Origin of the sequence: Paenibacillus sp. FSL K6-1318, from assembly GCF_037976905.1 — a bacterium.
Classification (GTDB): Bacteria; Bacillota; Bacilli; order Paenibacillales; family Paenibacillaceae; genus Paenibacillus; species Paenibacillus amylolyticus_A.
Window position 1 is genome coordinate 2,801,211 of record NZ_CP150270.1, and the last position, 14,514, is coordinate 2,815,724.

The following is a 14,514-nucleotide window of genomic DNA, read 5'->3' on the forward strand; positions in this document are numbered from 1 at the left end:
GAACTGTAGATGAATTGCTTACCTGTCAGCCTTTATATGGCCGGCTCATCCGACAGCTGGAAACGGGAAACGAAATACCAGATGAGCTCGCGACGTGAAGATACCTTGGTTTTGGCAAAAATGGATTTCAAATGATCCTGAACCGTGTATACAGAAATATGCATCGTGGCAGCAATCTCTTTGGAAGAATAGCTACGCAGCACATAACCCAGCAGTTCCCGTTCTCGACTGGATAATCCATGGCTTTCGGCGAGCAAGGGCAGCAAATCCTGCGGCATTGCCTGCTCCAAACGAATAGCAATCTGATCCGGTCCCGCGAGCTGTTGCATAAGACTGGCATGAAGGATGAGATAACGCCCATCCGGAAGTTGGATACAGACTTTGGAGGGCGAGTCGGGAGCGAGTGGCGTATCTTCAGCCCGTTCAGCCCGATTCTTGCGCTGCAAGTGGGAACTCACTGCACGTACCGGACGGGGCAGAATGTCTGGCCCTACATGTTCCAGCGTACGCAATTGGGACAGCCAATATTGAGCCGGGGCGTTCAGCGATAAGAGCTGGAACGTGTCCGAGGTGATCAAAATTCCAGGTTCCTCGGGACTTTCACTCGTGATCTCATCCATCAGTGTCAGACTCGTGGAACGCAGCATGGATGCAATAGAAGTAGTCCAGCTTTCAATCAGCAACCGTTCCTCCTCTGTAAAAAAAGCATTCTCGGTCTTACGATACAGGGTCAGGTATCCCCAACAAGCGTCTCCATTGACCAATACAGCGCGCAGTTCATCACCGAACCCCGCTGGCTGAAGAATGTTGAGATAACGTGAGCTTTGTTCAGGTTGTGCGTTCATGGACGTATGAAGTGTTGCTGTATGTTCACCGCTGCGAATTAATTCAGCGTATTTATGTATATCTTCTTCCATGTATTCATTGATGAATAACCGATCATGAATGGCTTCAATGCCATCTTCTGTCACAGCTCCTGTGGAGAGAAGAGTCAGCGGATCAACGGTGGTGAAACAGTATGCGTCATAAGACACCGCCGAATGGATCTGCTTCAGAACAGCTTCCCGATAGGTACGCGAGGTCCAGGTTCCTTTTTCAAGAGAAGTGATAAGTCTGTGGTTCCGATCAATACGTGATGTCAACAAGATATCTCCTCTCGCTATGCTTATATCCCAATGTTCTGGGATTGTAGGTTCGGCGTATCCTTCTATAATGAAATTAGACGAACAGCGAGTCAAGTCTAACTTCAATTCAAGAGGAGTGTAGTATCCATGAGTCACAATCCATCACCCATGAGCTGGGAAACGGCAGATGTACACCGCTACGAACAATCGATAGCCCTGAAGATTCCGGGTTATTCTCATATGCATGATCTAATGGAACGACTGCTTGCAGCGTCTCTTACAGATAACAACGATATTCATATACTTGTAGCCGGAGCGGGAGGGGGAAAAGAAATTGCTTTGCTTGGATCACGCCATGCGGAGTGGACATTGACCGGAGTAGATCCCTCACAGCCCATGCTGCAACTTGCCGAGAGTCGAGTCGCTGAAGCTGGCATCGGTTCCAGAGTGAAGCTGCAACCTGTCACGGTTGAAGAATTGCCGGAGGATATTTTATATGATGGGGCGACGAGCATGCTTATGTTGCATTTCCTTCAGGGGATGGAGGCCAAGAGAACGTTTCTGACCAGCCTCGCAGCGAGACTTAAACCGGGTGCACCACTGATCATTGCGGCTGTAAATGCGGATCTTCGTTCCCCCGCATATCCGTTGATGATGCAAGCTTGGAAGGATCACATGTTGAGTACAGGTGTTCTTCCTGAAGAGTGGGAGCGCTTTGCTGCTTCCTTGGGCCGTGAATCCGATCCCATATCCTCAGAAGAGATGACTCAGCTACTGACCGAATGCGGTTTCTCACATATTACACGTTACTTCGGGGCGTTCTGGGTGGAGGGATATTATGCAAGTCGAAACTAACGTGAAGTCTGTGAAAGATCAGATCTGGGTGGTTGGTGGTTATGGTCAAGTAGGTCAGATGATATGTACTCAGCTGGGGAAATTATTCCCGGGTAAAGTGTGGGCAGCGGGTACACGCATGAACCGTGCGGAAGAATTCAGCCGATCAACAGGTGGTGCTGTACTGCCGCTTCAACTGGATGTAACACGACCTGTGGAGCCGTCCATGTTACGGTCTGTGAAGCTCGTGATCATGTGTGTGGATCAGAGCGATACCCGGTTCGTTGAATCCTGTGCACAAGCCGGTACCGATTATATTGATATTTCTGCAAAATATGATTTTCTCGCCCAAGTTGAACAATTACACACCAAAATGCAACGTTCCAAATCGACCGCGATCCTCAGCGTTGGATTATCACCGGGAGTGACTAATCTGCTTGTACGCGAAGCGACCATGCATATGGATCAGGTGGAGGAAGCAGATATTACCGTAATGCTGGGACTTGGCGAGAAACACGGGAAGGCTGCCGTGGAATGGACCGTTGATCAGATGAATGCCACCTACCAGGTGATGCAAAAGGGCAAACCTGCTGAGGTACAAAGTTTCGGAGATGGCAAAAGGATTGATTTTGGAGCGGAACTGGGGAACCGGAAGGCCTATCGATTTAACTTTTCGGATCAGCATGTGGTTGCTCGGACGTTACGGATCCCAACCGTATCTACCAGACTCTGTCTGGACTCACGCTGGATCACAAGATCCATGGCAATCTCCAAACGTGCAGGGTTATTTTCGTTGCTGCGGACACCATCTATTCGCAATGGAACAGTTAAGGCATTTGGCCTTATTCCTGGGGGAGAGCCGATGTATGCGGTCAAGGTTGATGCCGTCGGATGGGAAAATGGTGAGCAAGTACGCGTCGAACAACAGCTCGTTGGCCATAAAGAAGCAGATGCGACGGCGGCGGTGGCAGCAGCCGTGGCAGAACGCGTGTATAGAACAGCGTTGCCACATGGTGTTTTTCATATTGAACAGGTTCTTTCTTTGCAAGACATTCAGGATGCACTTCATACGCCACTAAAGGTGACAACCAAGATCACCTAGCTTCATGTCTTTTGCGGGTACCCTCCGATCTGCTATGATGGAACAATAATCATGGTATGAATGGAGGGAGATCATGAACTGCGTTGCTGTATTACCTTATTATAAAGTACAGAGAGAAGTGACGGGTCTCGCCCAAGAGATTGAGATGAATGCCCGTTCCATGATTCTGTATTCAGATAAAATCGTGACTAAATACCGCGAGTTCAACATCACGGAAGTGTTTGACATGTCATTTCGACGAATGGGCGATGAAGGTGGATTTTTCTATCTGCACACAAGTACAGGCGTGTATCCATATATGGTTGAAATCGACCCTAAACCCTTTATACAAAGTTTCAGAAAGATGACGATCCAAAATTTAAAATGACTTGACCTTGCCGTTACGTGAAGGCTTAACCTCGGATATGGAAGGAACGATAACCAATCCAGAGGAGCCGTGAATGTAATGAGTATATTGATTCAGCAAGCGACCATCCTAACGATGAAAGATGCCGATGCCCCCTTCATGGGGGATATTCGTGTTGATGGAGATCGCATCACGCAGATTGCGGACCACATTCTGCCTCAACCGCAAGATGAGATTATCGATGGCCGTAATAAGGTTGCCATGCCGGGACTGATAAATGGCCACCAACATACACCGATGAGCCTGCTCCGGGGATTCTCGGACGATCTGAAGCTGATGGACTGGCTCGAACGCAAAATGCTGCCTGCTGAAGCACGTATGAACCCGGAAGACATCTATTGGGGTGCCAAGTTATCCATTGCCGAGATGATTCGCTCCGGTACCACTGCCTTTGCGGATATGTATATTCATATGGATGAGATTGCAGAAGCGGTTAAGCAAACGGGTATGCGGGCATCGCTTACACGCGGGATGGTATTTCTGGAGGATGATGGTGGACGCAGGTTGCAGGAGGCAATCGATCTTGTAGAGCGCTGGTCTGGAGCGGCCGAGGGACGGATTACAACCATGTATGGACCGCACTCACCCTACACCTGTCCCGTGGAGCCGCTCCGTGAAGTCATTGCCATGGCTGTTGCGGAGGATATTCCGCTGCACATTCATCTGGCTGAAACGAAGGAAGAAGTCATGAAAGTTCGTGAGCGCTATGGCATGACGCCGACAGAGTATTTGGAAGAGGCGGGGATGTTCGAACAGGCACACGTGCTGCTTGCACATGGTGTACACCTGAATCGAAGGGATATCGGCAGATTGAAGGGTATGCGCGGCGGTGTAGCGCACAATCCGGTCAGTAATCTGAAGCTGGGTTGTGGAATTGCTCCGATTACTGAGATGTTGGCTCAAGGAATTAACGTGGGAATGGGAACGGATGGAGCGGGAAGTGCCACAACCGTGGATATGTTTGAGGAGATCAAAGCCGCGACCTGGCTGCAAAAGCTGGACTATGGTGATCCCACACGCTTGCCAGCCAAGGACGTTCTACACATGGCTACACGCGGAAGTGCTAATCTGCTTGGCCTTCAGCATGAAGTGGGGATGCTTGAGGTGGGGTGCAAAGCTGATCTGATCCTGATTGATCTGGCCAAACCACATCTTCAACCGGTACATGAGGTAGAGTCGCTACTGGCATATAGTGTAAACGGTGCGGATGTGGACACCACGATCGTGAATGGTCAAATCCTCATGAGAGGCAGAAAGCTGCTCACGATCAATGAGGAAGAACTTTACCGTGAGGTGAAGGTTAGAGCCAAACGAATCGTTGAGGGAATTTAATTTTAGATCAATTTGATCCAAACTGGAAAATGATTTGTATTCAAAACGCTATGGAGGCTTAATCCATGGCGTTTTTTGTCGAATTACAATTGGGAATAGTTCCATGGACCTGTTCAGAATCGGTTCAGAATGACTCGTTATACTGAGCATGTAGTTGTTCAAATTTGAAATGTACACGAGGAGGAACATGAATTGAAGGGGAAACAAAACAAAAAACGGCTTAAGCCGATATTGAAAAAAAGCATGTTGACTGCACTCGGATTGGGCATTGCATTGCCTATAGGTGGAACGCTTCCGCAGGTCAATGCGGGTGCGGCTGGCTCAGATATCATTATTTCACGACCTGTACTTAGTGAGGATATTCGATGGTTGAGTCGTTCATCGGAAGATTCAAATCAGCATTCTCTCGTGTCGTATACACCAATCGAGGCACTGGATAAGACAGTTATCATTGATTTAAATACCCAGTTCCCACTGAACACATACGATTCGGTCGGCGCTAGTTCAGATGATGATAGTGTGGCTCGCGTATACGTAAACAATGAAAATAAATTGGTGGTTATTCCCTATACAAGGGGTAAGATCAATATCGAATTGAAAGCGAATTATACTTTATCTGGAGAATCTGTTACGGATAATTTCGAACTTTATATTAGTAAACAAGGTGATGTGAATAATGATGGCAAAGTGAATTCTTCGGATGCAGCAGCGCTATTGAAGCATCTTCGTAACGAATTGAACCGTCGCTCTTATTCTGCTGTTGAGATGAATCGGATGGATACTAATCGAGACGGTGAAGTTTTTTGGTCTGATCCTCAGGCTTTGCTGGAAGGCTATTCTGTTGCAAAGCTTGGTGCCAAGGATAACCGTTATGTATTGACATTTAAGCAGTTGGACGATGCACCGTATGCATTGAATGCTCAGCTAATCGGTGAGATGAAGACCGGAGTCAAGATAACCAGTACATTCGAATACTTTGACGCAGATAGAGATTACCATAATACAACGCTTTATCAATGGTACCGGGGTTTGGATGCAACGGGAGAAAGCAAGACAGAAATCCCGGAAGCAATAAGCTCTGAGTACACCATTACTGCTAACGACGTGGGGAAATACCTTTTCCTCGAAATCACACCTCAATCTACTTCCGATGAGCAATTCCGAGGAAGAACAGTGATGATTGGTGGTAAACAAGCTGTTGAAGGACCTCCATCACCCCCTTGACTTTAAGTAGGGGATAACAATTACGTTCATCAGTGCCATCTATCAAATAATACAGACTATGGAGGTTATTACATGCTTCAACCGAAAAAGAAACGTCCAAGAATCAGAAAAACAATGTCAGGTTTGATCGCACTGACGTTACTCTCGTCGCTCGTATTGCCGAGTGTAGCAGGGGCGGAGCCGATGGAACCATCACAGGTACAGTTTACGGATGTCAGCGTACAGGCTGGGCAGAGCGTGCATGTTCCTGTGACGTTAAAACAACCGCATTATGCGGCAGTTACCGCTTATAATATGCAGATTGATTATGATTCGTCTGCACTGGAGATCGTACGTATCACGCCTAAATATGACGGCGGCAATTTTCCATCCATAGTGGAAAATAATGAATCAAATTTTCATTATAAGATTGATAACGAAGCTGGCTGGGTACGGATCATCTGGGCTGATTTGACTGCAGGTGACCATCCAGTACCTGTGGAACAGCAGCTGTTTGATATTGAGGTCAAAGCCAAAAATAATGCGGCTCCAGGAACGAAAAAACTCACGGTAAATCGTGAAGATGCAGAACACTGGAATTTCACGAATGTAGAGCACGAGAACTACACTGAATTATCCGGTGGAACAATCACAATTACAGCAGCAAACTCAGGTGGTGGCAATTCGGGTTCTCCAGGTTCCTCTTCGGGAGGAAGTGTATCACCTACTACACCCGTGGTTACCCCAGTTCCATCTACTCCAGCGGTAACCAAAGGCGTAGACATCTATGTAAACGGACAGAAACAGGAACAATCTGCGACGGCCACCACATCAACGGTAAACAATCAGGTTACCACCACGGTTCATGTGGATAATGACAAAGTCATCAATCAGATTGGAAGTGGATTGCGAACGCTTCTGCTACCGATTACAGGTACTGGCAAGGGCGCGGTCGTTGGTGAATTAAATGGCAAGCTGGTCAAAACGATGGAAGGAAGTAATGCCGAAGTTGTCATTCAGACTGATAGCGGTACGTACACACTTCCAGCTAACCAGATTCAGGTGGATCAGATTCTGAACCAATTCGGAAACACGATTCCATTGGAAGACATCACCATTCAAATCGCTATTGTGCCTAGTGCGACATCCAAGCAAACAGCAATTCAGGCCGCAGCGGACAAGCTGGAGAACACTACAGTGGTTGCAACTCCGGTTGATTTTGAAGTGAAAGCGATTTGGAATGGGCAGCAAGTTAATGTGGATCGTTTTAACTCCTATGTAGAGCGCTCTATTACTTTGCCAGAGGGTGTCGATGGTTCAAAGATCACGACAGGAGTTGTGCTTCAGCCAGATGGCAGCCTTCTGCATGTGCCGACCAAGGTGATGAAAGGTAACGGGCAAGATTCTGCTATTATTAATAGCTTGACGAACAGCACTTACGCCCTGATCTATCATCCGGCAACATTCAGCGATGTAACGAATCACTGGAGTCGTGATGACGTACAGGATCTGGCATCCCGTCTGATCGTTGAAGGTACTGGTGAGAACGTATTTGCGCCGGACCGGAGTATTACGCGGGCAGAATTTACGGCTGTTTTGTTAAGAGGTTTGGGTCTGCACTCCCCGATTAGCGCAGAAGCAGCATCATTCAAGGATGTGAAGACAGGCAGCTGGTATGAGGATGAGGTTCAGACGGCTGTGTCCTATGGCCTGATCTCAGGTTATGCTGACGATACCTTCCGTCCGAACAGCGAAATTTCTCGTGCGGAAGCGCTGACTATTGTGTCACGTGCGATGAAACTGGTCGGTCTGGCACAGGCCGACGCGTCAGAGACAACAAGTCTGCTGAGCACATACAGCGATAGCGCTAAAGTACAGGCTTGGGCAGCTGAGCCGGTTGCATCGGCGATTAAACAAGAGCTGGTACAAGGCGATGATGGCAAGCTGATGACAGATGCAGACATTAGTCGTGCACAGTCGGCGGCGATTGTGAAAAGGTTACTTGCAAAAGCCGGACTAATCTAATCAAATTTTGGACACTTACACTAACTTGAAATGATTTATTTCAAGTAAGCTGTAGGTGTTTTTTTGCATATCGTTCTTTGAACAACCTCTTATAGGTGCAATGGTCCAGTTCATTATCAGTTCACAATAATTTGTTACGATATGAACATCAAATAGATAGATATTGTGCATGATCAGGAGAGGAAGAGATCCATATGAAAATACTAGAAGTTAAAAATGTGAAGAAATCATACACCTTATATGGAAAAGAAAGAGTTCCTGTACTCCATGGTTTGAACCTTAGCTTTGAGACGGGGGAGTTCGTCTCCATCCTCGGCGAATCTGGCTGTGGTAAATCCACGCTGATGAATATCATTGGTGGCATGGACTCCGATTATGAAGGGGACGTCGTTGTTCGTGGCAAGAATTTAAGTGCCATGACCGAGAAAGAAATGGATGATTATCGGAAGAATAATATCGGCTTTGTCTTTCAAAATTTCAATCTGATCCCGCATCTGTCTGTCCTCGAGAATGTGACGATTGCAATGCAAATGACAGATACAAATGAGAAGGATCGGAATCAACGTGCCGTTGATATATTGACAGAGGTCGGGCTGAAAGATCATCTGAACAAACGTCCCAACCAGTTATCCGGCGGTCAGAAGCAACGGGTTTCCATCGCACGGGCTTTATCCAACAATCCAGACATTATTCTCGCAGATGAACCGACGGGTGCCCTGGATAGAGAAAACGGAGATCAAATCCTCGCTTTGCTCGACAGTATAGCCAAAAAGGGAATGCTGGTAATTGCCGTAACTCACTCCCAGAAAGTCGCTGACTCCGGTACACGTATTGTGAAGGTTGAAGAGGGGCGCATTAGTGATGATATTCACCTGAAAGATCCTTCTACGGCTGTTTACGAGAGTGGTCAGGATTCTTCCCGCAGCCTAAGCCTGCTTGCTTCATTCAAGATGGCACTTAAAAATATGAAACTAAACGGCAAACGTAATGTATTGGTAGCATTGGGTGGATCTATAGGTATATTAAGTGTACTCCTCATGCTCTCCTTGGGGAATGGTATAACGACGTATATGAATGACGAAATCAATTCAAGTATGGACCCTTTGCTCGTGGATATAACGAAGCCGAGTGAAGAAGCCAAAGACATGCAAGGCCCCGAGGCATTGATGGCACCAGGTGAACAATTTACCGAAGCTGATGTAGAGACAATTCGCAATTTTCCTAATGTGGATCATGTAGAGACGATCACAACCATTACAGGAAAATCGACTATGGTGAATGAAGAACAAAGTGTGGGACTTACGCAGTTAACGACGTTAACGGATGCTTTTGATCCAGCACTAATGACAACGGGTGTTCTGCCGGTAGAAAATCAGATGTTGTTACCTCTCGATACGGCGAAACAATTAAGTGGAAATGACCAAGCTGAATCCATGATCGGCAAGTCCGTGTTTCTATATATCAATGAGATGGATAGCAATAATAAACCAATAACTTTGGAGAAAGAAGTAACGATCTCAGGAATCTATGAAGCAGCAGATCCACGATCTCCAATGCAACAATCCCCGGGATACATCTCATCAGAGACGTTGGAGCCAATGTATACGGACAAAGGAATAACGATTGGACCGATTCAGGTTAACGCCTATGCAACCGATATGAAATATGTAAATGATATCAATGAAGCTGCTGTTGACGCTGGCTTCGCAGGCTCCCAGATGGCCAAGGTCATGGAGAATATCACGACATATGTAAGTATGGCTTCCATTGTACTCGCGGGTATTGCAGGCATTTCGTTGATCGTATCCGGTATCATGATATTGGTAGTACTCTATATTAGTGTCGTGGAACGGACGAAGGAGATTGGAATACTTCGGGCAATTGGAGCGAGAAAGAAGGATATCAAGCGAATATTCTTCTCCGAATCTGCCTTATTAGGTGTATTTAGTGGTATTATTGCGGTAATCTTTGCAGTGGTCATTAGTTATGTGTTAAATATTCTATTGGACAATGCATTTGGAGCAAAACTTATTAATCTCTCAGGATATTATATCTTGTTCGGTATCGTGGTAAGTACAGCGATTAGTATCGTGGCCGGTTTGATGCCATCATCAAAAGCAGCGAAATTGGACCCGATGGAATCCTTGCGATACGAATAAAACCAATTGCGGAAAGGATAATGGTTACATGAACACGATTTTGGTGGTAGACGACGATTCCCATATCCGCAAATTAATCCGAATCTATCTTGAAAAGAATCAATTTTCCGTGCTGGAAGCACCAGACGGTCAAGAGGCATTAGATATCCTGTCTCATACGAAAGTTGATCTGGCAATTGTGGATGTGATGATGCCACGAATAGACGGTATTGAACTTACCGAAGATATCCGATCTTATCTGGATATCCCGATTCTCATGGTAACTGCCAAGGGAGAATCGAAGGACAAGGTTAGAGGATTTAATGCAGGTTCAGACGATTATCTGGTTAAACCTTTTGATCCGGTAGAGTTAATCCTGCGTGTAAAATCGTTATTGAAACGATACAACAAAAGTTCATCGAACATCATTCAGATCAGTGGTATAACGATTGATTTGGGCAATCTGATGGTCGTTGCCGATGGTCAAACCATCGAATTGAAAAAGAAGGAATGTGAATTGTTATTTTCTCTGGCGAGTTCGCCAGGGAAAATATTCACACGAACACAGCTTATAGATGATATATGGGGCATCGATTATGAAGGCGATGAGCGTACGGTCGACGTGCATATCAAGCGGTTAAGGGAGCGGCTTGAACCTGTACCTGAGCTAGTGATCTCAACAATAAGAGGACTTGGATATCGCCTGGAGCGGGCATGAACATGTTGAGGAAAAGCTTGCGACTTCGAATCGTAGCAACTTTTATTGGAATTGTTCTAGTGAGTCTGATTCTCTCCTTTATGCTCAATAGTGGGACACAGGAAAAGACGCCAGATCGTTTTATGGTTACCTTTGCTGAAGACATCGCCACAATGATTAACCTGATTGATGATCCGGAAAAAGTGGAATCCAGCTTGGGTATCTTTGCCCGGTACGGCTTGAATATTACTCCCGTGAATCAACAAAGTGAAGTGTTGTCTTCCTTGCCAGAGGATAAAGTTCAATCGTTATTTGAGGCGGGTACAACCGATGCAATGTTTATGTCCAGTAAAGAAGGAATCGCGACCATCGGTGTTCCCGGAACGAGCGAGGGGATAGGCACATTTTTGATCCAAAGCGATTTCTCCTCTCTTTTTCATACACTGCGAAACACGCTCTTAACCTCACTGTTAACGGTACTGGTCATTGGTAGCTTATTAATTTTGTTGATGTCCGGGTACATTGTGAAACCGATTAAGAGATTAACGGTTGCAGCGAAGGAGATGTCATCGGGAGACCTGTCGGTCCGCCTGAAACATAATAATAAGGATGAGTTTGGGGAACTGATGGAGAGCTTTAATCATATGGCCAGTGAGTTGCAAAAAATTGATTCGGTTCGTGATGACTTTGTCAGCAACGTCTCTCATGAAATGCAATCTCCGCTCACATCGATCAGAGGGTTTACCAGAGCACTGCAAGATGGTGTTATCCCATTGGAAGAGCAGAAAGAGCATTTGGATATCATCTATGAGGAAACGCTGCGCTTATCGAGGCTCAGTGATAATCTGCTTCGGCTAGCCTCGCTAGATTCCGAGCATCATCCGGTTCATTTCACCACATTCCAGTTGGATGAACAATTAAGAAGGACGATCTTACTGGCGGAGCCGCAGTGGGCGCAGAAGGACATCCAGATCGAATTAGACCTACTGCCCTGCGAGATCACAGTGGACAAAGATTTGTTTGATCAGGTCTGGCAAAATTTAATAAACAATGCGATCAAATACACCAGTTCACAGGGTACCATACATGTGGAGATTGAGACGTCATCTTCATTCGTGAAGGTACTGATTAGAGATTCAGGACAAGGTATACCTGAGGAAGCTCTACCGTATATTTTTGATCGATTCTACATGGTGGACAAAGCGCGGAGCAGCTCGCTTCGAGGTAATGGCTTGGGGTTGTCCATTGTCATTAAAATTTTGAAACTGCATCAATGTACAATTGATGTAGAGAGCGAAGTAGGAAAAGGTACGCAATTTATTGTCACGATTCCCAGGTCGGTTATTACATCTTAGGCAGGTCAGAACAGAGAGAGCAATATGGAAACAATCGGTCCCTGCGCGTTCAGGATTCAGATTGCTACCATATTGCTTTTTGACATTTGTATTTGCGACAAGTTTTCACATATAGTTTTGTTTAGCAGTGGATCATTTGATAAAATAGAAGAGACGTTATGTGAATCTATGAACTTATTTAATTTAATCATACAGAGAATGGAGTTATCCAATGAAATATCGCAATATGGAAGATTGTATTAACGATCTGGAGCAGCACGGTCATTTGATTCGGGTCAAAGAAGAGGTTGATCCACATCTCGAGATGGCAGCGATCCACATGAAAGTGCACGAGGCTAAAGGCCCGGCGTTGTTATTCGAAAATGTAAAAGGCTCGAAGTTCCAGGCCGTATCGAATCTGTTCGGCACGGTGGAACGAAGCAAGTTCATGTTCCGCGGTACGCTGGAAGGCGTACAACGGGTAATGGCAGTTCGTGACGATCCCATGAAGGCGCTTAAGACGCCATTTCAGCATGTCCGCACAGGTCTTGCTGCATGGCAGGCGCTGCCGAAACAGAAGTCTATAAGTCTACCCGTTTCCGCGCAGGAGATTCAAATCTCGGATCTGCCGCTCATCAAGCACTGGCCCATGGATGGTGGAGCATTCGTGACGCTGCCGCAAGTATATTCCGAAGATCCGGATAAGCCAGGAATCATGAATTCCAATCTGGGGATGTATCGGGTTCAGCTGAGTGGCAACGATTTTGAAATGAACAAGGAAATTGGATTGCACTATCAGATTCATCGCGGCATTGGTATACATCAAGCCAAGGCTGTCAAAAAGGGAGAACCGCTGAAAGTCAGTATTTTCATCGGGGGTCCACCAGCACATACACTCTCAGCGGTGATGCCTCTGCCTGAAGGACTCAGTGAGATGACTTTTGCAGGCCTGCTCGCTGGACGTCGTTTCCGGTACAGTTATAAGGATGGATATTGCATTAGCAATGATGCCGATTTTGTCATCACAGGTGATATTTACCCAGGTGAGACGAAGCCAGAAGGCCCGTTCGGAGATCATTTGGGTTACTACAGTCTGACGCATGAATTCCCGCTAATGCGTGTGCATAAAGTCTATGCCAAACCTAATGCCATCTGGCCGTTTACGGTTGTTGGTCGTCCACCGCAAGAGGATACGGCTTTTGGCGATTTGATTCATGAGATTACCGGAGACGCGATCAAACAGGAGATTCCTGGCGTCAAAGAAGTGCATGCGGTCGATGCGGCAGGGGTCCATCCATTGCTGTTTGCCATTGGTAGTGAACGATACACGCCTTATCAGGCGGTGAAGCAGCCAACAGAGCTGCTCACGATTGCCAATCGTATCCTGGGAACAGGGCAGCTCAGTTTGGCCAAGTATCTGTTCATTACTGCAGAGGATCAGCAGCCTTTGGACACCCATAAAGAAGTTGAATTCCTGACCTATATCTTGGAACGCATGGATATGCAGCGGGATATTCATTTCCATACCCATACGACCATTGATACATTGGATTACTCGGGTACAGGGCTGAACAGCGGCAGCAAAGTTGTTTTTGCAGCCTATGGCGACAAGATTCGGGATCTGTGCACGGAAGTGCCGGAGTCTTTGAAAAACATTCGAGGTTATGAAAATGCGCAACTCATTATGCCGGGCATCGTTTCGATCCAGACATCGGCCTTCACGAGTTATGCGGATACAGCACAAGAGATGCAAGCATTCACGTCTCTATTGAAGGAACAAGGCGGTCTGGACTCGTGTCCGATGATCATTCTTTGTGATGACAGTTCGTTCCTGAGTGCTAACCTCAGCAACTTCTTATGGGCAACCTTTACTCGAAGCAACCCTTCACATGACATGTATGGGGTTAATAGCGGATATGACCACAAGCATTGGGGCTGTGATCAGATTATTATTGATGCGCGTACCAAACCTCATCAGGCACCACCGCTGATTGCCGATGCTTCGGTCGAGAAGAGCATTGAACGTTTCTTTGTTAAAGGGGCGAGTCTGGGTTCGATCAAAATCTAATTTGTGATGTTTTAAGAAGTTCAAACATAAGAGTTTGAACTTCTTTTGCTTATGCTGATACAGCGATTTTTCACAGAAAAGTGAATAAATGTTCAAAACCGGGACTAATTCAGATACAGGAGTGAGGATAAAGTCTTATATGTTCGTATTTACCTTTGCGATTAAGGTCGTTTGAACTATGTATGAAATGAAGAATTATAACGATATAAAGAAGTATAGGTATTTTTGTGGACCCAATCCATTGGGTGCTG

General features: G+C 46.2%; 11 protein-coding genes. 10 read left to right on the forward strand and 1 reads right to left on the reverse strand.

Going from position 1 to position 14,514, the window contains the following annotated elements; genetic code table 11:
- Nucleotides 1–32 precede the first annotated feature (32 nt).
- Nucleotides 33–1,142, reverse strand: a complete 1,110-nt coding sequence (locus NYE45_RS12590; protein WP_340016873.1) for a LuxR C-terminal-related transcriptional regulator — start codon at nucleotides 1,140–1,142, stop codon at nucleotides 33–35.
- A gap of 129 nt (nucleotides 1,143–1,271) precedes the next feature.
- On the opposite strand from NYE45_RS12590, the gene NYE45_RS12595 reads away from it, so the two are divergent.
- From NYE45_RS12595 to NYE45_RS12640, 10 genes are all read left to right on the forward strand, one after another.
- The gene (locus NYE45_RS12595; protein ID WP_340016874.1) at nucleotides 1,272–1,979 is read left to right on the forward strand and encodes a class I SAM-dependent methyltransferase; all 708 of its coding nucleotides are present in this window, start codon (nucleotides 1,272–1,274) and stop codon (nucleotides 1,977–1,979) included.
- Nucleotides 1,963–3,060, forward strand: coding sequence for a saccharopine dehydrogenase NADP-binding domain-containing protein (locus NYE45_RS12600; protein WP_340016875.1), 1,098 nt, complete (start codon nucleotides 1,963–1,965; stop codon nucleotides 3,058–3,060). Before NYE45_RS12595 ends, NYE45_RS12600 begins: the two co-directional genes overlap by 17 nt.
- Before the next feature lie 73 nt (nucleotides 3,061–3,133).
- A complete protein-coding gene (locus tag NYE45_RS12605; RefSeq protein ID WP_062834093.1) occupies nucleotides 3,134–3,427 on the forward strand; it encodes a hypothetical protein in 294 nt (97 codons plus the stop codon).
- A gap of 78 nt (nucleotides 3,428–3,505) precedes the next feature.
- Entirely contained in the window at nucleotides 3,506–4,798 is a 1,293-nt protein-coding gene (locus NYE45_RS12610) for an amidohydrolase (RefSeq protein WP_340016876.1), read from the forward strand.
- Between the two features lie 192 nt (nucleotides 4,799–4,990).
- Nucleotides 4,991–6,022 (forward strand): dockerin type I domain-containing protein, encoded by a 1,032-nt coding sequence (locus NYE45_RS12615; protein ID WP_340016877.1) that lies wholly within the window; start codon nucleotides 4,991–4,993, stop codon nucleotides 6,020–6,022.
- A gap of 72 nt (nucleotides 6,023–6,094) precedes the next feature.
- Nucleotides 6,095–8,026: an S-layer homology domain-containing protein gene (locus tag NYE45_RS12620; protein ID WP_340016878.1), complete on the forward strand. Its 1,932-nt coding sequence runs from the start codon at nucleotides 6,095–6,097 to the stop codon at nucleotides 8,024–8,026.
- Between the two features lie 194 nt (nucleotides 8,027–8,220).
- Nucleotides 8,221–10,185 (forward strand): ATP-binding cassette domain-containing protein, encoded by a 1,965-nt coding sequence (locus NYE45_RS12625; RefSeq protein WP_340016879.1) that lies wholly within the window; start codon nucleotides 8,221–8,223, stop codon nucleotides 10,183–10,185.
- A gap of 28 nt (nucleotides 10,186–10,213) precedes the next feature.
- A complete protein-coding gene (locus NYE45_RS12630) occupies nucleotides 10,214–10,882 on the forward strand; it encodes a response regulator transcription factor (protein WP_340016880.1) in 669 nt (222 codons plus the stop codon).
- Between the two features lie 2 nt (nucleotides 10,883–10,884).
- The gene (locus NYE45_RS12635) at nucleotides 10,885–12,216 is read left to right on the forward strand and encodes a HAMP domain-containing sensor histidine kinase (protein ID WP_340016881.1); all 1,332 of its coding nucleotides are present in this window, start codon (nucleotides 10,885–10,887) and stop codon (nucleotides 12,214–12,216) included.
- Nucleotides 12,217–12,427: 211 nt separating this feature from the next.
- Entirely contained in the window at nucleotides 12,428–14,263 is a 1,836-nt protein-coding gene (locus NYE45_RS12640; RefSeq protein WP_340016882.1) for a UbiD family decarboxylase, read from the forward strand.
- Nucleotides 14,264–14,514 lie beyond the last annotated feature (251 nt).